Consider the following 20169-nt stretch of genomic DNA (forward strand, 5'->3'; position numbering starts at 1 on the left):
TCCGCACCGGAAGTTCCGGGTTCAGCCGGTCAGGGCGTCGCCGACCGCCTCGACCAGGTCGTCCCGGGCCCGGGCGACCCGGGACCGGATGGTGCCCACCGGCACCCCTTCGACGGCCGCGGCCTCGGCGTACGACAGGCCGAGCAGTTGGGTGAGCACGAAAGCGGAGCGCCGCTCGGGGCCGAGGCGACGAACGAGGTCGGCGGCGCCGAACTGGCCGGCCGGGTCCGGGTGCGGTCGGTCGGTGTACGCGTTCGCAGCCAGGCGTTCGTCGAGCCGCCGCCGCCTGATGACAGTGCGCAGGTGGTCGGCGCAGGCCCGCCGGGCGATGCCGAGCAGCCAGGTGCGGGCGCTGGAGCGTCCCTCGAAGGCGGGGAGTGCCCGGAACGCCCGCAGGTAGGTTTCCTGGGTCAGATCGTCGGCGCTGTCCGGGTCGACCAGGGCGGCGGCGAACCGCCAGACCTCGGCCTGGGTCAGCCGGACGAACGCCGCCTGGGCGGTGGGGTCACCGTCGCGGGCGGTCAGCGCCCACCCGGTGGCCGGGTCCCGGGCGACCTCGTCGACCGGCTCCGCCGGACCGGCGGCACCGGAGTCACGCGGGACAGGGATCACGACACATCAGGTTACGCGGCGGTCGGCGGCGCGTCAGGGCCGTTCGGCCCTTGGATGGTCTGCGCCACGTCGGGAACTTTTTTCCGACCCGGGCCGACTACCAGTTCATGACGTGCGACCACAGAAGCGACCACCCCCCTCGGGTCGCCGAATGGGACACCCATCGGCGACCATGGCCGGCATGACTGTCGCCCCCCACCGCTGGGCCGCCAGGCTGGCCGCAGCCGCCGGCCTCCTGGTCACCGTCGTCGCCTTGTTGATCGCGCCGGCCACCTCCGCCAGCGCCCACGCGGTGCTGGAGAGCAGCAGCCCGGCCGCCGCCTCCATCGTGCCGAGCGGGCCGTCCGAGGTGGTCCTCACGTTCAGCGAGTCGGTCCGCAAGGTGCCCGGCAAGATCCGGGTCATCGCTCCGGACGGTTCCCGGGCCGACCGGGGTGAACCGGCGTTCAGCGGCGGTGTGGTGACCATCCCGGTGGACCCGGCCGGTGCCCGCGGCACCTACCTGGTCAGCTTCCGGGTGATCTCCGCCGACAGCCATCCGGTCTCCGGGGCGTACACCTACTCGGTCGGCGCACCCTCGACCCCACCCGTCGACTCCGGCACGGACAGCCGCGCGAACCCGGTGGTGGAGACGGCGGTGAAGGTGGCCCGCTTCCTCGGCTACGCCGGCCTGGTGCTGCTGGTGGGACCGGCGCTGGTGCTCGCCGCGCTCTGGCCACGGCGGCTCTCCCGGCGGGGGCCGACCCGGCTGGCCTGGACCGGCCTGGCTCTGGTGGCCGTCGCCACCCTCGCCGACCTGTGGTTGCAGGTGCCCTACACGGCCGGTGGTGGTCTCTTCGACGTCACCGGCGAGGGGTTCGGCAGTGTGTTCGGCAGCACCTTCGGCGCCGCCCACCTGGTCCGACTCGGCCTGCTGGCGGCATCCGTCTTCCTGCTCCGCCCGCTGCTGGCCCGGCCCGCCGGGCGCGCGGACGCGATCATCCTGGCCGTGCTCGGCGGCGCCGCCCTGCTGACCTGGCCGCTGGCCGGGCACGCGGCGGCGTCCCCGGCGCCGGCGGTCTCCGTGGTGGTCGACGCGGTCCACCTGGGCAGCATGGCGGTCTGGCTGGGCGGTCTACTCATGCTCGCCGTCTTCCTGCTGCGTCAGGCCGACGAGCGGGAGTTGGGCGCGATCCTGCCGATCTGGTCGCGCTGGGCGGCGCTCGCCGTCTCGGCGCTGCTGCTGGCCGGCACCGTCCAGGCGCTGATCGAGGTGGCCACCCCGCAGGCGCTCTTCGACACCACGTACGGGCGCTTGCTGCTCGCCAAGATCGGGTTGTTCGCGCTGGTCATCGCCGTTGCCGCGTACTCCCGGAAGTTGGTGCGCAGCCGCGTCGCGGCGCAACGCCCGGTGCCGGTGCGCCGGGCGGTCCTGGTGGAGTTGGCCGTCACAGTGGTGGTGCTGGCCGTGTCCGCCACACTCGTGCAGACCACGCCCGCGCGCACCGCCGCGGCCGGCCCGTCCGCCGGGGCCGAGGCCGGCCTCTTCAGCACCAGGCTCTCCAGCCCGCTCCTGTCCATCGAGGTCGAGGTGAGCCCGGCCGAGCGGGGCAACAACTCGGTGCACCTGTACGCGTACGACAAGGCCAACCAGCCACTGCTGGTCGCGGAGTGGAAGGCGACCGTCGCGCTGCCCTCGGCCGGGATCGAGCCGATCGAGGTGCCGTTGCTGCGGTTGACGGACAGTCACGCCTACGGCGACATCAGCCTGCCGACCCCCGGCGAGTGGCAACTGAAGATCACCGCCCGAACGACCGACATCGACCAGGCCACGGTGACCGCCACCGTGCCCATCCGTTAGAGAGGTTCGCGAAACCCATGACCCGATTCCGGCGTACCGCAACCGCCGCTGCCGCCCTGGCGTTCACCGCCGCCGCCACCGCTGTGCTCGGCTTCGCCGGACCGGCGTCGGCACACGTCACGGTGAACCCGAAGGAGGCGACCCAGGGTGGCTACGCCCGGGTGGCGTTCCGGGTGCCCAACGAGAGCGACACCGCGTCGACCACCAAGCTTGAGGTGGTACTGCCGGAGAACGCCCCGGTCGGCTCGGTGTCGACGATGCCGGTGCCCGGCTGGACGGTCACCACGGAGAAGCGCAAGGTGGACCCGCCGATCGAGGTGCATGGCAGTCAGCTCACCGAAGCGGTCTCCAAGATCACCTGGACGGCCTCCGGCGACGCGGGGGTGAAGCCGGGTCAGTTCCAGGAGTTCCCCGTCTCGATGGGGCCGCTGCCGCAGGTCGACTCGATGGTCTTCAAGACCCTGCAGACCTACTCGGACGGCAACATCTCGCGGTGGATCGACGACCCGGCGCCGGGTGCCGAGGAGCCGGAGCACCCGGCTCCGGTGCTCACCCTGGCCGCCGCCGCGGCGCCGTCGGGTTCGGCCTCGCCGGCCGCAGCCGTCGCCTCGCCCGACGACGATGACGACGACGACGGCAACGGGCTCGCGGTCGGCCTCGGTGTGGCCGGTCTCGTCGCCGGGCTGGCCGGTCTGGTGCTGGGCGGTCTCGCGTTCACGCGTACCCGCCGGGAGCCGGTCGCCAAGGCCTGACCATGTTCCACCCGCTGGCCCGCCGGATCTTCCGGCGGGCCAGCGTGCCTTCCGGAGTCGATGCCGACCGTGCCGTGGATATCCCCTGATCAGACGGTGTACGTCGGTAAGGTCGGCCGGGTATTTGGCTACGGAGGGGGACGGTGCGGATGCGGTTCGTGCGGATGATCGCCGGAGTGCTGCTGTTGGTAGTGGGAATTCCGGCGCTGTTCGCCGGTGGCGGGCTGTGGCTGGTGACCCGACACGCCGACCCCGGCGGGTCCTTCGCCGCCCGTTTCGAAACGGTCCGCACGCCCGGTCACGCGATCGTCGTCACCGACCTCGACCGGTTGCTGCGGCAGGAGGCGCCCTTCGCGCGTACCGCGCAGACCCGGCTGCGCCTGGACGCCCGCACCACGGGCGGGCCGGCCTTCGTCGGACTGGCGCCCACCGCCGAGGTGCGTGGCTGGCTGGAGGCGGTGCCGCACGCCACGGTCCGCCGGGTGGCGCTGGCCCGGGGTCCGCTGCCGGTCCGGCTCGATCCGGCCGGACCGGCCGCCGACACCCCGGGCGTCGGGACGACCGACGGGCCGGTCACGCCGCTGGGCCGGCCCTTCTGGGTACGCGAGGGGATCGGCTCGGTGGAGTGGAGCGGGGACGACCTGGCCGGCGAACCCATGAGCCTGGTGGTGATGCGCCCCGACGGCGAGAACGACCTGGACCTGGACCTGCGCGCGGAGTTGCGGGCCGGGTGGACCGCCCCGGCCACCTGGGGTCTGCTGACCGTCGGCGTGCTGCTGGTGGTGTGCGCGGCCCTGCTCCTGCTGCGGCCGCTACGGCCACGCGAGGTGATCTTCGTGGTCGAGCCGGACCAGGTGCCGGTGCTCGCCGGCCGGCTCGGGGTCACCTCGCTGAGTGGCCTGGGCGCTCGCCAGCTCCATCCGACCCCACCGTTGCCGGCACGACAACTCGCCCCGGTCGGCTCCGCAGCCCCGGAACCCGCGCGCTCGGCGATCGGCGCGGCCCGCGCGGCCACCCTCGCCGACCTGGACGAACCGGTCCGGCTGCCCCGCCGGCCGGAGGTGACGCTGAGTCTCGCCTGGCCGCCGGCCGACGTGGACGAGCCCACGGCCCGACCGGTGGCGGCCGCACCGGATGACGGCCCGGTCGGATGACGGCCCGGCCCGTGGCGGTGGGTGAGACGGCGAGTGGCCCTCCGCGCTGCCGACGCGGAGGGCCACCCTCACCGGGGGATCGGTGCTACCCGAGCGGCGCTTGAGGTAGATGAGGACAGATTAGCGCCGAACATGGTTACTCGGGAGGTCTGTCCAATTGGTGCGATTTTCCGCCGCGAGCCCCGAGCGCACCGGCAACGCCACCAACAGCAGCAGGCTGAGCAGCACGTAGGTGTTCTGCACGACGAAGTCCACCGGATCGTGAGTGCGGACCGCTCCCGCGCCCCAGGCCTGGAACGTCACCACGCCGTAGATGGTCACGGCGGTGATGCCCAGCGCGAGCCCGGCCAGCCACCGACGCCGGCGTGCCTCCTCCGGGCGGTCCGCGCTCAACGCCGCGTCGGCGAGCAGCACCACCGCCGGCACGAACCAGTAGATGTGATGGGTCCAGGTGATCGGGCTCGCCAGGGAACCGACCAACCCGGTCAACGTCAGGCCGGTCAGCGGGTCACCGGCCCGCGCCGCGCGGGCGGCCCGCCACAGCCCGTAGCCGGCGACCGCGGCCACCAGCAACAGCCAGAGCAGCCGGTCCGGCTTCTGCGGCTCGGTGAACCGGCTGAGCAGGCCGAACAGCGACTGGTTGCCGACGATGTCGGTGCGTCCCACCCGCTCGGTGGTCCACAGCTCGTGCGTCCAGAAACGCCACGAGTCGCGAGGGGCGATCGCCGCCGCGAGCAGGGTCGCCGCCGCCGCGGTCGCGCTCGCCACCGCCGCCGCCCGCCACCGCCGGGTGGCCAGCAGGTACACGATGAAGATGCCGGGAAAGAGCTTGAGCGCCGTCGCCAGCCCCACGCCCACCCCGGCCCAGCGTCGCGCCTGCGGTACCGCGAACAGCAGATCGGCCAGGATCAGCACGATCAGCAGCATGTTGATCTGGCCGAAGGTGATCGTCTCGCGGATGCTCTCCACCGCCAGCACCAGCAGTACGGCGGCGACCAGGGTGAACGTCCGGGGCAGGTCGTGTCGGGCGATCACCGGCGCCACCAGCCACCGGGTGGTCAGCACCACGGCCAGCAGTGTGAGCGCCGTGAAGATCGCCACGGTGGCGCCGAGCCGCAGCAGACCGAACGGCCACAGCAGCAGCGCGCTGAATGGTGGGTAGGTGAAGTACAACTCGCCCTGCACCCGGTCGGGCTGGACGTAGTCGTAGAGCGGGTGGCCGACGCGCCACCAGTCCATCGCGGACATGTAAATCTTGAGATCGAAGAAGTTGTGCACGAGGCCGGGCAGGTACAGCGCTGGCAGCACAGCGCCGAGGGCCACCACCGCGACCAGACGACGGACCGTACGGCCGCCGGGATCGTCTTCGGTGACGGCGGGCGGTGCGACGGGTTCTGCTGGCACCCCGAAACCCTAGCGGTCCGGTCCGCCGAGAGCGCGCAGCCGCCGGGCGTGGGCTGCGCGTAGGCTGTCCCGGTGGCTGATCTCCTCGTCTGGATCGACTGTGAGATGACTGGGTTGGACCTCGGCAGGGACAAACTGATCGAGGTTGCGGCACTGGTCACCGATCCCGACCTCAACGTGCTGGGTGACGGTGTCGACGTGGTCATCCACGCCGACGAGGCGGCGCTGGAGGGGATGCCGGAGATCGTGCAGACCATGCACGCCAAGTCCGGCCTCACCGAGGAGGTCCGTCGTTCGGCGGTCACCCTCGCCGAGGCCGAAGACCTGGTCCTGGACTACGTCCGCACGTTCGTCAAGGATCCGCGTACCGCTCCGCTCTGCGGCAACTCGATCGCCACCGACCGGAGCTTCATCGCCAGGGACATGCCCCGCCTCGACGCCCACCTGCACTACCGGATGATCGACGTGTCGTCGATCAAGGAACTCTGCCGCCGCTGGTACCCCCGGGTGTACTTCGGCCAGCCGCAGAAGGGTCTCGCGCACCGGGCGCTGGCCGACATCCGGGAGAGCATCCGGGAGTTGGAGTACTACCGGCGCACCGTCTTCGTTCCGCTGCCCGGCCCGGATGTCGAGACCGCCAAGGCCATCGCCGCCGAACTCTGACCGCGCCGCCTCGTCCCGGGGAGCAGGGAACCCGCTGGACGAGGTGCGTCGCGGTGTGGCTATTATTGGTCCGCACCCCGCCCGGAGCGATCGACCGGGCGACGGCGGCATGGTGGCTGTAGCTCAGTTGGCAGAGCACCGGGTTGTGGTCCCGGTTGTCGTGGGTTCAATTCCCATCAGTCACCCAGCGGTTCCACTGCTCAGGCCCCCTCCTCGGAGGGGGCCTGAGTCGTTGTGGGGGCGAAACAGGGGGACCACGCGAAAGCCCCCTCGGAAGAGGGGGCTTTCGTCGGCTGGCTCAGGCGGTCGGCGTGGGGGACGGGGTGACCGTCCCGTCCGGGGTCGGGGTGGTGGCGTCCGGGTCGGCCGGAGGCTCGTACGGAAGGGCGCTGCCCTTGACGTACTCGTCCCAGCTCATGTTCCAGTCGGTCCAGCCGTTGCCGTTCTGGAGCTTGCGCTCGGTGCCCTTGACCGTGATCGGGTCGCCGATCTGGGTGTTCTTGAAGAGCCAGTCGCCGTTGGTCATCGACACGTTGACGCAGCCGTGCGACACGTTCGTGGTGCCCTGCTGCCCCTCGGACCAGGGTGCCGCGTGGATGAACTCCCCGCCCCAGGTGAGGCGCTGCGCGAAGTCGATCTTGGTGCGGTAGCCCTCCTCCGGGCCCAGCTCCTCGAACGTGTCGAAGACCGTCTTGCGCAGCTTCTCGATCACGACCATCGTGCCGCTGGACGACGGTGTGCTCTTCTTGCCCAGGCTGACCGGGATGGTCTTGATCACGGAGCCGTTGCGGGTCACCGTCATCCGCTTGGTCTTGTTGTCCACCGTCATGACCACCGCCGCGCCGATCTTGACGTCCACCGAGAGGTCGGCGCGGCCGTACCAGCCCGCACCCATCGGCAGACCACCGGCCTGCACCCGGTAGGAGACCTTGCTGTTCGACTTCCAGAACTCCTTCGGCCGGTACCGGATCTCGGTGGGGCTGACCCAGTGCCAGATCCCCTCCTGCGCCGGGGTCGAGGTGACTGTCATCCGGCGCTGCACGTCGTCGCGGTAGTCCTCCGGGATGGCGCGGCTGAACTTCACGATCAGCGGCATGCCCACCCCGACCACCTGGTTGTCACCGAGGAAGCTGCTCACCCGTACCTGATTGCCGGGCTTGGCCATCGTGGTGAAGGTGCTCGTCGCGGTGGCCGGGCGTCCGTCGTCGCCCTTGGCGGTCACGGTGGCCGTGTAGCTCGTGCCGTAGGCCAGCGCGCCGGTCGGCAGCCACGACTTGCCGTCCTTGGCGAGGGCGCCCTCGACCGCCTTGCCGGCGGCGTCCTTCAGCTCGACAGCGGTCTCCACGGCGTCCTTCGTGGTGAAGGTGATGCCGGTGGACGCGGGCACGTCCTTGGCGTCGGCCGCCGGCTCACTGATCGTCGCGGCGGCCTTCGGTGCCGGGTTCTCGCCGCCGCCGTGCCACGAGGACGGCTTGCCGCCGTCGCCGTCGGTGCAGGCCGAGGTGAAGGCCAGCGCCACGGCGAGAAGCCCCGCCGCGAACACGCGGCGTCGCCCACCGGGCCTGATCAGCTGGTCCTGGCTAGCTCGCATGAATTCCCTCACAGTTGTGGTCGCTGCCCCATCGTCTCTTACTGACGCGCCAGAGCCGACCCCGGTTGCCGAGGGTGAACCGAAACACGCCATCAATTGTGCCCGAATCCTGCTACTATCCGGCGTTTCGTGAGCCTGGTTCGTCTCCGTGTCGGGAGCGCGGGGGTCGCCGCGCCGTCATCGAGCGGCGGGAGTGCAAGGGTACGCCGGCCCGGCCAACGGCCGAGCCGGCGCAACGAGGCCGACGGCTCAGACCGCCGGGCCGGCCCCACCACTGGGCACCGGCAACGCGCTGCCCTTGATGAACTCCGACCAGCTCAGGCTCCACGCCGTCCAACCGTTACCGGCGGCGATCCTGCGCTCGGTGCCCTTGATCGTGATCGGGTCACCGATCCGGGTCTTGCCGAACAACCACCTGGCGTTCGCCATCGACACGTTCACGCAGCCGTGCGAGACGTTCTGCCGCCCCTGCACGTGCTCCGACCAGGGCGCGGCGTGGATGTACTCACCACCCCAGGTGAGCCGCTGGGCGAACTGGATGTCGGTCACGTAGCGGTTGGCCGGATCCGGGTCGTCGCGGGTGTCGAAGACAGTGGCTTCCTTCTTCTCCATCACCACCATCGTGCCGCTCGACGACGGTGTGCTCTTCTTGCCCAGGCTCACCGGAATGGTGCGTACCGGCGCGCCGTTCTCGTACACCGTCATCTTCTTGTTGGCGTTGTCGACCTTCATCTCGAACGACCGGCCGATCTTGGCGGTGGCCTTGCGGTCGATGTCGCCGTACTTGCCGTTGCTCAGCGGCACCCCCGCCAGCGCGATCCGCACGGTGATGGTGGTGCCCGGCTTCCAGTACTCCGGGGCCCGGTAGTAGGCCTGCGTGCCATTGCTGACCCAGTGCCACGCGCCCGGCTGCGGCGGGTCGGTCCGGACGAACATCCGCTTCTGCACCGCCGCCCGGTCCTTCTTCGGGATACCCGGGTGGAACTCGGTGACCACCGGCATGGCCACCCCGTAACTCTTGTCGTCGAAGAGGTACAGGCCCGAACCGATTGTCGACTTCGGCTTGGCCATCGTGGTGAAGCTGCTGGTGCCCTGGCTGCTCGTGCCGTCCGACGCGCTCGCCGTCACCGTGGCCGTGTAGCGGGTGCCCCATTTCAGCGGAGCGGATGGCACCCAGGACGAACCATCGGTACGCAGCTTGCCCTCGATCGAGCCGCCGCCGTCCGCCGTCAGGGTGACTGCGGACACCTTCCCGCCGTCCGGGAGCTTCGCGCTGATCTCCGTGCTCACCGGCCGATTCTTCGTGCCGTTCGCCGGGCTCAGCGTGAGCGCCGGCCCACTCGGTGTGCTCGGCGTCGAAGGTGCGGCTGAGCCAGGGGTGGCGCTCACGTCCGAGGACGCCCCGCCAACGAATTCCGGCTTCTTCTCGTCGCCGCCGCATCCGGTCAGTGCCAGCGACGCCGCCAGAGTCAGGGCGCCCACCACCGCCCCGGCTCGCGTGAACCGTGCCATGCCCACCTCTGTTCTCGCGTACCTGGCGGACATCGTGCCGCATCACCGCCGCAACCCACGCCCCGATCTTGGTGGCGGTGGCCGGTTTGGGGCTTTTTGCCGGCAAAGCTCGACCGAAGGGGGGACCCGGGGAACCGAATTGGAGCCCGCGTTCCAGGGGTGCTAATGTTCTCTCCGTTGCCGACGAGCGCCGCTAGCTCAACTGGCAGAGCAGCGGACTCTTAATCCGCGGGTTCGGGGTTCGAGTCCCTGGCGGCGCACCAACGATCAAGGCCCTGACCTGGTGGTTCACACTGGGTTAGGGCCTTTTTCGCGTACGTCGATGGTGGGTGGATGCTCGGGAGCCGTTGGACCCGGCGACCCGGCGGCGAGCACGACACCACCGCTGCGCGTACCCATCCGGAGACCCTCCCGGCGCTGCGAGCCGCCGCCGACGACCTGCGCGCCATCGGTGAACGCGGAAACTCGCTGCTCAAGACCACATTCAAGGCACTCCGGAACGTCAGCCTCAACCCATGGCGCATCGGCGAGATCGTGGCAGCCGCCCTCGCCCTGCTGCACTTCGACCATGCCCGAACCACATGATCACCACCCGTGATCAAGTCCTTGCACGGAATGGCTCAGTAGCCTCGGTCTTTCAAAGCTCATCGACACCATTGCATGAAATCCGGCGACTCGGCCGGAATGGTTGCGAAACCGTGGCCTCCACGCCTCCACGCCTTCGCGCCGAGGAACCGGACCTGCGTGCCGCGGGTCGAGGTGGAGTCCGGTCAAAGTGGGCAGAGTTGTGGATGTGCCGACAAATTCAAGGCATTGACAATGATCACGGCTCGCGGCACACTTTTCGCAGCCGCCGGGCGCAGGCGTCGGGTCCTTTATTGCAAGTTTGTTTCCGAGTAGTAAACGTAGATTGGTCCGCGTCCCCACAGCGATGGTGGGGAATGCGTAGATCCTCGTAAGAGTATCTGGACGTTGATGGTTACTTCGCCCTGCCGGGCGTTCTCGCGTGCCTGCGGGCGGATTTCTGCCGCTCGTGCCTCGCGGTCTCGACTCGTCACTGAAGGCCGGGTGTCGTAATCGTGGACGATGCAGTTGACCCCGGCCCAAATCCTGAGTTGGCCTGTTCGTTTCCCTTGGATCGGAGATCTAGTGCGCATCGCCTTCCTCACCACAACTCAGCATGGTCACCTCAACCCGTACATTCCGGTGGTCAATGCGCTCCAAGCCGCCGGCAATGAGGTTGTGCTGCTGTTGTTGTCTGCGGACGGTGGCGCGCTCGGCGAGCAGCGTCGCCAGGCCCTGGGTGCGGCGGAGGTCCACCTGGTCGGCCAGGTCGAGATGGCCCCGTGGAGCGACGATCCGGCAAAGATCGGTCCGATGCTCGAATCGTCACCGGTGGCGGACCAGGTGGCTGATGCGCTGCGGGCGACGGCACCGGACTTCGCGCTGCTCGATTCGCTGCCGGTATTGGCGGCAGCGATGGCCGGGGCGCAGGCATCGGGTGTGCCGTACGGGATGATCTGGGCAAACCTGGGCGGGGTATGCCCGAAGGAGCGTCGCCAAGGTCGCTGGCTGTATGACGAACAGGTTGGCGACTATCTGACCAGGCGCGGGGTGTTGTGGTCGACCCGGACTCATTCGGCGCGTTCGCCGCTTCTCAATCTGATGCCGACGATTCCCTCGCTCGTCGGGGATGAGGCGGTCACCGACGACGGTGTGCAGCTGGTCGGGTTGCCGGGTGCGGCAGGCAAGCGCGGTGACGAGGTCGCCTTTCCCGGCCTGGAGGAGATCGGCCCCGGTCGCCCGCTGGTGTTCGTCTCCTTCGGCACGATCTTCTTCAGGCGGCCCGACCTCCTACGCACGGTGATCATGGGAGCGGTGAAGACCGGTGCGCAGGTGGTCGCCGCGGTGGGAGATCTCGCTGAGGAACTCGCGCTGCCCGCCGACGTGCTTACCGCCCCGTACGTGCCACAACGTGAGGTGCTTGAGCGCGCCGACGTGTTCATCACCCATGGCGGCTACAACTCGGTGGCGGAGTCGATCCGGGCGGCGACACCGATGCTGGTGATCCCGCTAGCTGTGGATCAGCCAATCCAGGCGTACTTCGTGGAAACCGCGGGCTTCGGGACGGCATTGGAGCCGGCCGACGTCTCAGAACAGGCGGTCGCTGACGCTGTCACCGATCTGCTTGATCCCGACCGGAGCTACCGGGCGCGGCTGCGCGCGGCGCAGCCCGAGTGCGGCGATTCCGCCGCGCGCACGGCAGAGATGGTCATCAGCACGGCCGAGAAGCTACAGCGAAAGGGGGAGCAGTGACGATAGAACTGCAGCGGCCGGTGGCCGACCAGATCGTGTTCGATGATCTTGAGAGCTTCTCATTCCGGGTGGACCGCCGGGCCTACACCGACGACGACGTGGCCGCACAGGAGATGACCAAGATCTTCGATCGCTGCTGGTTGTACGTCGGGCACGAATCCGAGGTGCCCGCGCTGGGCTCCTACGTGTCACGTGATGTCGGAGGGCGCCCGGTGGTCATGGCGCGCGGCTCCGACGGGGTGATTCGAGTGTTCGCCAACAGTTGCCCGCACCGCGGGGCTCTGATCTGCTCGCAGTCAGCCGGGCAGGCCAGATCTTTCCGGTGCCCGTACCACGACTGGACATTCTCCAACCAAGGCGACCTGGTCGGAGTTCCGCTTCCGGACGGGTACGGCCCAGGCTTCCGCAAGTCCGACTTCGACCTGGCACGGCACCGTAGCGACAGTTACCGGGGTTTCGTGTTCGCGACCTTCGATCCTGAGCAGCCACGCACCTTGACCGGATATTTGGCGGGCGCGACGGAGTACCTCGATCTGGTCGCCGACCAGTCCGAAGTTGGAATGGAGGTGATCCAAGGTGCGCAATTGCACGGGGCTCGGGCCAACTGGAAGCTCATGATGGAGAACAGTGTCGACATCTACCACTTCCGCGCCCTGCACAAGCGTTACGTGAGCTACATCGAGTCGCTCGGGACAATGGCGCCGCGACGACGTGGCGGGTTCGCCCGCGCTCTCGGCCGGGGGCATGGCGCCAATGAGTTGGTACCGGCGGCAGCTCGACCGCTCGCCTATTGGACGCCGATGTTTCCCCCTGAGGTCAGGTCGCGGATGGAGGCGACGGCCGCACGGTTCGTCGAACGGTTCGGCGCCGAACGCGCCCAACGGATCACCGGCGCCAACAGGGCGTTGATGATCTTCCCCAATCTGATGATCATCGACGCGATCGGGATAACCATCCGCAAGATCGACCCGGTCGGCGCCGGCCAGATGTCGATCACCTCTGTCGCGCTGGCCCCCAAGGACGAGGATCCGGACATACGGGAACTGCGGAAGAGTCACTACCTGACCTTCCTCGGTCCCGCCGGCTTCGCCACCCCCGACGACATCGAGATCATCGAGTCATGTCAACGGGGCTACCTCAATCGCACGCTCCGCTACTCGGACCTGTCACGCGGTATGGCCAAGGAGGTCCCCGAGACCACCGACGAGCTCCCAGCCCGCGAGTTCTGGCGGCAGTGGGACCGGCTGATGTACGACGGCGACGACCACGAGGAAGCTCACCACGTCACTCAGCGGGCCGAGAGGCAAGGGGCGCAACGGCGATGACCACCGACACGATCAACACCGAACTGGTGGTTGACGAGACGGCCCAGATGCGGTTGTGGCACCGGGTGAGCCAGTTCCTCTTCCGTGAGGCGCGGCTGCTCGACGAGTGGCGCCTGCGCGAGTGGTACGACGAGATGTTGACCGACGACATCCGCTACCTGGTGCCGGCCACCGACGTTCGGGGCGAGTCGGCCGATGCGCTCGGGCTCATCGACGACAACGCCGCCCGGCTGCGCCAGCGGATCGAGCAACTCCTCAACGGCGAGGTGTGGTGCGAGAACCCCCTGTCGCGGACAAATCGGATGATCAGCAACGTGGAGGTTCTGGCTGATCGGGGCACGCACCTCGATGTGGCGGCGAATGTCGTCGTGTACCGGTTCGGGCACGGGCGCTCTGACTCTTACGTCGGAAAATGTCGGCTCGAACTCGCCGTCGAGGGCGAGTCGTTCCGGGTCCGGCGACGTCTCGTGGTGCTCGACCACGAGAGTCTTCGCGAACACGGAAAGCTCAGCATCATCCTCTGAGATCTGACAGAGACACGGCCCTGCTCGCAGCTTTGGCGCAGGGGTGGGTCTAGTTCAGGCTGCGCCGCACCTGCCGCGCTGATCGGTGACGTCGGTGGCGGCGCGGGCCGGCTGGTCGCTGCCTTCTCGATGGGTACTGACATCTGCGCCCGCGCTGCTGCTCGTCGTCTCCGTGGCGTCGTAGGAATCCACCACTGTCCGACAGGCCACCTGGCAACACGAAGGAGTGATCGATGAACCAGCCGCTTGCCCGACATGAGCGGGGTGAGGCCATGTTCAAGCACGTCTTCGGCCGCGAACCCCGCCCAGGCTCCTACCCCGATTTCCTGCAGCTCACCATCGACCACTTGTTCGGTGAGATCTGGACCCGCCCGCACCTGAGCGTCGAGGAACGCGAATTGATCGCGCTGACCGCGGTCACCCTGGCCCGGACCGACTGGGAGTTGCGCGGCCACATCGGCGCCGCCCTGCACCTCGGGATGCCACCAGAGAAGATCATCGAGATCATCATCCAGCTCGCCTACTACGGGGGCTGGCCGGTAGCCAACAACGGGCTGCGGATCGCCCAAGAGGTATTCGCCGAGCTCGCCCCTGGCAAGGACACCGACCATGACCAGTGACCCTGCTTCCCTCGACGCCGCAGTCAAGGTCGATCTCTGGCGCCAGCGGTTCTTCGAGGCCCAGGCGGCCGCCGAAGAGTTCATTCTAGGCGTGCACGGCGATGAGGGTGTGTCCGCGTGGATCCAGGCGAACTCCCGCATCACCGCCGACCTCCTGCAGTCGCAGCGGCCCGCCGGAGAGTCTGCCACCGTCCACTTCATGAACCGGCTGCAGCGCCAACTGCTGCTCTACGACTCGGCAGTGACCAGCGAGCCCCAGCCTTCTGGCACCGTCCTGCGCAACGCCGAATGTGGGATCCTGCGGTACCGCAAACAGGCCGCCGCTGCCGGCGTCAAACTGACTTTCGCATCACCATGCCCGTACTGTCAGGAACTCAACACCGCCATCGCCGCCCGTTACGTCGAATCGGACGTCACAGTGTCGTGCGAACAGGCAGGCGACGGATGCACCTGGCGCGCGGAATCCCTTCACGCTTCAGGGGGGCGGCGCGGCCGAGTCACCTGACCGGGGCGGCATCTCAGATTAAAACGACAGCAGCGCCGCCGGTCGTCGGCTGTCGGCCGGCGGTTCGACATCGAATCTTGGAGAACCCGCTGCTCGGCTTCCCACGTTGGGAATCCGGTTTCTGCTCTGGAATGGAGACCGCCGATGAAGGCATCAGTGGTTGTGCCGACATTCAACTCGTCCGTGTTGCTGGACAGATGCCTTCGCACGTTTCGTGCACAAACTCTGACTGTCTCCGATTCCTTCGAAGTGCTCATCGTCGATGATGGATCAACCGACCTGACTGCGGAGACGGCGCAGCGTCACGTGACAGCGGACTCCCGGTTCCGCTACCTGCATCTGCCTCGTTCGGCAACGTCGTCCAGAAGTGCCGCAAGAAATCGTGGTGCAGAAGAGGCGACCGGCGACATCCTGATTTTCGTGGACGGCGATCAACTGGTTCCACCCACCTTCGTCGATTGGCATCTTCGTCACTACCGAGTCATTGGCGCCAAGAAGGCCGTCATCGGCTTCAGAAAGTACCTGCGGACTCCGGAAGCGTTCGACGATCGCTTTATGAGAGACGGCGGTGAGGAATTCCTTGGCGGCATAATCAAGAGCGACATCAGGCTGGACGTGCTGAGTCGCCTGAGTGATATCGGTGTCGGCGATCTGAAGACCTCGTGGCATCTGTTCTTCACCTGCAACGTCTCTGTTCCACGCGTCGACTACAAGCGCGTCGGTGGATTTAACGAGGGATTTCGAGGATGGGGCCTGGAGGATTCCGAGTTGGGGTACAGGCTGGGCCGCTCCGGCACCCAGCTCGTCTTCGACGAAGAAAGCTTCGCCTACCATCAAGGGCCACCGCTGAGCCCCAACATGTCTGTATATGAGGGCTGGCTGAAGAACTTGAGCCTATTCATCGCGCTGCACAAGGAAGTTCCCGAGGTGATCCTGCAGGCCATGCTTGCGCCAATCTTCAACCCTGCGGTCGGCGCCAACTGGATCGATCTTTACGAGCAGTTCGAACTTTGCGCAAGGTCGACCCCAGCGGCCTTTCCTGGTTCACGGGTTGAGGTTAAGGAAGGTGAATTTTCTGTTCCTGTCGCGTAGGCAGGGTTGGGGTACGGGTCCGGGGCGAATCCATCAACGTCTGCGCCTACATGTCCCTACGTCATTCAAGAGTGATGAAGTACAAGTTGGACCCACAGTCGTCGATGTTGCCGGCCCCGGTCAGCGCGTCGCGTGCAGGGCTCTGCCATGCGCCGATAGGGTTCACAGCCGCACGGGAGGCGCCTGGTGGTGACGATGCACGAAAGGTCTGTGTGGGCGGAACTTGTCCACGGCCACAGATCGCGCCTCGGCGGGCGAATGAGAATCTTGCACCTGGTGCCCAAAGCCGGCTCGTCGCTGGTCTCGTCCGCCGTGATGATCCAGATTGCCGCAGGGATCCTGCCGGTCGCGTTCATTCTCGCCACCTCGGCCGTGGTCGCCCGAGTGCCGGACGCGGTAGCCGGCGGGCTCGGCTCAGCGGCCTGGAGCGATCTTCGGACCAGATTGATTCTGGCGGCGGCCGCGTTCTTCGGAGTGCAGTTGCTGCTGCCGGTACAGGAACTGCTCGGCAACCTGATCCGCCGTCGCCTTGACGATCTCGTCCGTGACCGGTTGATGGCGGCCTCCCAGGCGAGCGGTGGCGTGGCCGTCATGGAGGATCCGGAGCTGCTCGATCACGTCGCTGACGCCACGGACCGGCTGCGGACCGAGATGTGGTCGCCGGGTGCCGCGGGTGCCGGTCAGATCGCGCTGATCTCGCGGTACCTGCAGACCGTGCTCGCCGCCGGGGTCACGTCGGTCGCCTTCGTGTGGTGGGCCGGGCCGGCTCTGCTCGTCGCGGCCCTGACGATCCGCTTCGGCTACCGGCTCGGCCTGTCGGTGTTCACCGAGGTCTTTCGGAGCACCGCCCGGCTGCGGCGCCGCGGCGAATATCTCCGTACCATGCTGCTCCAGCCCGCGGCGGCGAAGGAGTTGCGGGTCTTCGGCCTTCTACCTTGGTTGAAGCAGGAGTACACGACGGCCGCCATGGACGCCGTGCTCCCCGTCTGGCGGGCCCGGCGCCGGCTGTTCTACGGCCCCTACATACTCTATGTTCTTGTCGCCTTCGTACTGCTGGGCGTGCTGCTGACGGGAGCGGCTCAGGCAACGGCGGCCGGACTGCTCGGCTTGGGCGGGTTAATACTCGTGTTCCAGGCGTCCCTGGCCGCCATGAGGATCGGCGGGTTCATCGCCGAGTCCGATGTGGCGACCGAGCAGGGCCTCAATGCCTACCGGTCGGTGGAGCGGATCGAGAGGATGAGCGAGGCCGACGCCCGCGCCACCGAGAGCGGCAGGGGCGATCCGGCTGGACTGCCCAGGACGGTGCTGCGATTCGACAAGGTGTCCTTCGCCTACCCGGGCGGGCCGCCGGTGCTGAACGGCCTCGACCTCACCATCGAGGCGGGCCGATCGCTGGCGATCGTCGGCCTCAACGGCGCAGGCAAGACAACCCTCGTGAAACTTCTGGCCCGGCTCTACGAACCGACGGCCGGGGCGATCACCGCTGACGGCGTCGACATTCGGACCTTCCCGGCAACGGCGTGGCAGCGCCGGGTTGCCGCGATCTTCCAGGACTTCACCCACTTCGAGTTGCCGGTGCGCGACAACATCGCTTTCGGCGCGATCGAGATGCTCGCGGAGCCGGAGCGTGCCGACAAGGTGGTCCGGGCTGCCCTGGAAAAGGCCGGCGCGGCGGATTTCGTCAACCATCTCCCCCGCGGCCTGGAGACTCCACTGTCGCGGCGATACGCCGGCGGCGCCGAACTGTCCGGCGGGCAGTGGCAGCGCATCGCCATCGCCCGTGCTCTCGTCGCCGTCGACGGTGGCGCCAGCATTCTCGTCCTCGACGAGCCGACCGCCAACCTGGACGTGCGGTCGGAGGTGGCGTTCTTCGAGCGATTCCTCGACCTGACCCGGGGCGTCACCAGCGTAGTCATCTCGCACCGGTTCTCCACGGTGCGTCGAGCCGACCGGATCGTCGTGCTGGAACACGGTCGCGTCGTCGAGGAGGGCACCCACGAAGAGCTGCTCGCCCTCGACGGTCGCTATGCGGAGCTGTTTCGGCTGCAGGCTGCGCGGTTCACCGAGGAGGAGGTCGAAGGCTGTGAATAGAATACTGCGCAGTGCCGGCGCGACGCTGGCCTCGGCGTGGCGACTCAGCCCGGGAAGGCTGATCACCGCCGCCCTGTTGATGATGCTCGGCGCCGTGAGTGGACCGCTGCTGGCGCTTTTTCTGGGTGTGGCGGTCGACGCGGCCCTCGACCGGCGGACCGATGTCGCGGTCTGGACGGCAGCGGCTGCCGCCGTGAGTGTCCTGCTCAGCCTGACGATGGAGCACTTCGCCCACATCTTCTTCTTCGAGCTCGGTGATCTGCACAGGCAGGACACCGAACGTCAGCTCGGCGACCTGGCGCACGGGCCGGTCGGGCTGGCGCTGCACGAACGGCGGGACGCCGCAGATCGCTTCGAGCTGCTCCGACAGCAGTCGTGGACGCTGGGTCAGAGCGTGCAGACCGTCCTGACGATCGGGGTGCTACTCACCCAGATCACGCTGACCGCCGTGCTCCTCGCCCGCATCGAGCCGTGGCTGCTCCTCCTGCCGATCTTCGGTGTCCCCCCGCTGATCGCCGGGCGGCTGGCCGAGAAGCGGCTGGGACGCGCCGAACTCGTGACCGCCGAGTCGACCCGCATGAGCTGGCACCTGTTCGATTTGGCCCTCAGCTCGATCGCCGCCAAGGAGATTCGGCTCTTCGGGCTCGGCGGAGAGCTCCGCCGCCGCCATGGGGTGGTCCGCCGCGAGGTGGACAGCCGCCTGCGCCGGGCTGAATTTGCCGGCGCGGCCCTGCGGTTCACCGGTCAGCTGATCTTCGCGCTCGGGTACATCGGCTCCATCGTCCTGGTCGTCCGCGCCGCTATCGGCGGCGAGCGCACCGTCGGCGACGTGGTCCTCGCCATCACGCTGGCCGTGCAAACCAACGCGCAGGCTGCCGGCGCTGTCGCGCTTGCCCAGGCGCTGCAACGCAACGCCCGCGCCTTCGGCTGGTTGAGCTGGATCCGCGATGCCACGCCGCCGGAACCCGGCCCGCCGGCTGACCAGACACCGCCCGCCGTCCTCACCGACGGCATCGAGTTGCGTGACGTCGCGTTCCGCTACCCGGGCACCGACACCGACGTGCTGCAGGGCCTCAGCCTGCGCATACCTTCCGGCACGATCGTCGCCATCGTCGGCGACAACGGTTCCGGCAAGTCCACCCTGGTCAAGCTGCTCTGCCAGTTCTACCGGCCGACCGCAGGCGAGATCACCATAGATGGCGTCGACCTGCGGCGGCTCGACCCGCTGGGATGGCGCCAGCGGATCTCCGCCAGCTTCCAGGACTACCTCCGGCTGGAGCTGCGGGCCAGAAGCAGCATCGGCCTCGGTGACCTGCCTCGACTCGACGAACCGGGGGCGGTGGAGCGGGCGATTCGGCGAGCAGACGCCGGGGAGGTGATCGACCGGCTGCCGATCGGCCTGGAGACCTATCTTGGCAAGTCCTACGACAACGGCGCTGAACTGTCGGGCGGGCAGTGGCAGCGCATCGCGTTGAGCCGGTCGATGATGCGCGACGATCCGCTGCTGCTGTTGCTCGACGAGCCCGCCGCCGCCTTGGACCCGCTGACCGAACACGCCTTGTTCGACAGGTACTCCGACGCGGCGCGTGACGTGGGAATCCGTACCGGCGGCGTCACCGTCTTCGTGTCACACCGGCTCTCGACCGTCCGGATGGCGGACTTGATCCTGGTCGTGTCGGACGGGCGGATCGCAGAGTCCGGCAGCCACAACGAACTTCTGGCGCTCAACGGGATGTACGCGGAGTTCTTCAGCCTGCAGGCGGCCGCATATCGCTGATCACCACGGCTTCGCAGATGTCGCCGTACACGGAGAGTGGTCGCACTCTGTCGGGAGGCGAACGCCGCGACGCTCACTTGCAGTGACCCGTCCATGGTGCGGCTGGTCGGCACGTTGGAGGACCGGGTGCGCCGCGACGTGCCGCACTGTGCCTTGTCAGCGCTGGGCATCCGGGTGGTTGTCGCGACGGGTGGTGCCTGGTCGGGCTTGCCGGGTCGTCCCGCAAGCCTGACCCAGGTCACCGGAGCCAGCGGATGCGTTCTTCGACTCCGCGCAGCGCTCGCCGCCATACGGTGCAGGCATTGCTCCCGACAGGGACACCAGTTGGCGACGTGCGCCCCGCCCGGCCGCAGCGTCGCGCCGGCACGTTGGTGTGGCGGCGGGTGTCGGG

15 protein-coding genes, 2 tRNA genes and 2 pseudogenes are annotated in these 20169 nt (G+C 68.2%); 15 read left to right on the plus strand and 4 right to left on the minus strand.

Annotated features, from left to right (window positions below; genetic code table 11):
- Positions 1-21: 21 nt before the first annotated feature.
- Complete coding sequence (locus tag ABZ794_RS18970; protein WP_210780985.1) at positions 22-612, minus strand: sigma-70 family RNA polymerase sigma factor; 591 nt, start codon at positions 610-612, stop codon at positions 22-24.
- A gap of 172 nt (positions 613-784) precedes the next feature.
- Between ABZ794_RS18970 and ABZ794_RS18975 the strand changes: the two genes are divergently transcribed.
- The 3 genes and pseudogenes from ABZ794_RS18975 to ABZ794_RS18985 form a co-directional block, all read left to right on the plus strand.
- Entirely contained in the window at positions 785-2452 is a 1668-nt protein-coding gene (locus ABZ794_RS18975; protein ID WP_357516812.1) for a copper resistance protein CopC, read from the plus strand.
- A gap of 17 nt (positions 2453-2469) precedes the next feature.
- Positions 2470-3204 carry a YcnI family protein gene (locus ABZ794_RS18980; RefSeq protein ID WP_238691197.1) on the plus strand — a complete coding sequence of 245 codons (735 nt, stop codon included), beginning with the start codon at positions 2470-2472 and terminating at the stop codon, positions 3202-3204.
- Positions 3205-3896: 692 nt separating this feature from the next.
- Positions 3897-4109: pseudogene (locus tag ABZ794_RS18985) on the plus strand (hypothetical protein); the annotation flags it as partial.
- Between the two features lie 369 nt (positions 4110-4478).
- Here the strand turns inward: ABZ794_RS18985 and ABZ794_RS18990 are convergent.
- On the minus strand, positions 4479-5762 hold the full coding sequence (locus tag ABZ794_RS18990; protein WP_357516679.1) for a glycosyltransferase 87 family protein: 1284 nt from the start codon (positions 5760-5762) through the stop codon (positions 4479-4481).
- Between the two features lie 72 nt (positions 5763-5834).
- Between ABZ794_RS18990 and orn the strand changes: the two genes are divergently transcribed.
- Together orn and ABZ794_RS19000 are read left to right on the plus strand one after the other, a co-directional pair.
- Entirely contained in the window at positions 5835-6425 is a 591-nt protein-coding gene (gene orn, locus ABZ794_RS18995) for an oligoribonuclease (RefSeq protein ID WP_210780988.1), read from the plus strand.
- 112 nt (positions 6426-6537) lie between these two features.
- Positions 6538-6610, plus strand: a tRNA-His gene (locus ABZ794_RS19000).
- Between the two features lie 113 nt (positions 6611-6723).
- Here ABZ794_RS19000 and ABZ794_RS19005 read toward each other — a convergent pair.
- Complete coding sequence (locus tag ABZ794_RS19005) at positions 6724-8016, minus strand: Ig-like domain-containing protein (RefSeq protein WP_238691199.1); 1293 nt, start codon at positions 8014-8016, stop codon at positions 6724-6726.
- A gap of 249 nt (positions 8017-8265) precedes the next feature.
- Positions 8266-9528, minus strand: a complete 1263-nt coding sequence (locus tag ABZ794_RS19010) for an Ig-like domain-containing protein (RefSeq protein ID WP_210780990.1) — start codon at positions 9526-9528, stop codon at positions 8266-8268.
- Between the two features lie 187 nt (positions 9529-9715).
- Here ABZ794_RS19010 and ABZ794_RS19015 point away from each other — a divergent pair.
- The 10 genes and pseudogenes from ABZ794_RS19015 (at position 9716) to ABZ794_RS19060 (ending at position 19778) form a co-directional block, all read left to right on the plus strand.
- A tRNA-Lys gene (locus tag ABZ794_RS19015) sits at positions 9716-9791 on the plus strand.
- A gap of 175 nt (positions 9792-9966) precedes the next feature.
- Positions 9967-10113, plus strand: a pseudogene (locus ABZ794_RS19020) (IS5/IS1182 family transposase); the annotation flags it as partial.
- A 564-nt stretch (positions 10114-10677) separates the two neighbouring features.
- Positions 10678-11844 carry a glycosyltransferase gene (locus ABZ794_RS19025; protein WP_238691200.1) on the plus strand — a complete coding sequence of 389 codons (1167 nt, stop codon included), beginning with the start codon at positions 10678-10680 and terminating at the stop codon, positions 11842-11844.
- Positions 11845-11864: 20 nt separating this feature from the next.
- A complete protein-coding gene (locus ABZ794_RS19030; RefSeq protein ID WP_210780992.1) occupies positions 11865-13169 on the plus strand; it encodes an aromatic ring-hydroxylating dioxygenase subunit alpha in 1305 nt (434 codons plus the stop codon).
- Positions 13166-13693 (plus strand): aromatic-ring-hydroxylating dioxygenase subunit beta, encoded by a 528-nt coding sequence (locus ABZ794_RS19035; protein ID WP_210780993.1) that lies wholly within the window; start codon positions 13166-13168, stop codon positions 13691-13693. The genes ABZ794_RS19030 and ABZ794_RS19035 overlap by 4 nt, the downstream gene beginning before the upstream one ends.
- 233 nt (positions 13694-13926) lie before the next feature.
- A complete protein-coding gene (locus tag ABZ794_RS19040) occupies positions 13927-14313 on the plus strand; it encodes a carboxymuconolactone decarboxylase family protein (RefSeq protein ID WP_210780994.1) in 387 nt (128 codons plus the stop codon).
- Positions 14303-14818 carry a hypothetical protein gene (locus ABZ794_RS19045; RefSeq protein WP_238691201.1) on the plus strand — a complete coding sequence of 172 codons (516 nt, stop codon included), beginning with the start codon at positions 14303-14305 and terminating at the stop codon, positions 14816-14818. Before ABZ794_RS19040 ends, ABZ794_RS19045 begins: the two co-directional genes overlap by 11 nt.
- A gap of 144 nt (positions 14819-14962) precedes the next feature.
- Complete coding sequence (locus ABZ794_RS19050; protein WP_210780995.1) at positions 14963-15910, plus strand: glycosyltransferase; 948 nt, start codon at positions 14963-14965, stop codon at positions 15908-15910.
- 258 nt (positions 15911-16168) lie between these two features.
- A complete protein-coding gene (locus tag ABZ794_RS19055) occupies positions 16169-18001 on the plus strand; it encodes an ABC transporter ATP-binding protein (RefSeq protein ID WP_357516684.1) in 1833 nt (610 codons plus the stop codon).
- Entirely contained in the window at positions 17937-19778 is a 1842-nt protein-coding gene (locus tag ABZ794_RS19060) for an ABC transporter ATP-binding protein (protein WP_357516686.1), read from the plus strand. The genes ABZ794_RS19055 and ABZ794_RS19060 overlap by 65 nt, the downstream gene beginning before the upstream one ends.
- Positions 19779-20169 lie beyond the last annotated feature (391 nt).

Origin of the sequence: Micromonospora sp. NPDC047187 (assembly GCF_040643355.1) — a bacterium.
Classification (GTDB): domain Bacteria; phylum Actinomycetota; class Actinomycetes; order Mycobacteriales; family Micromonosporaceae; genus Micromonospora; species Micromonospora salmantinae.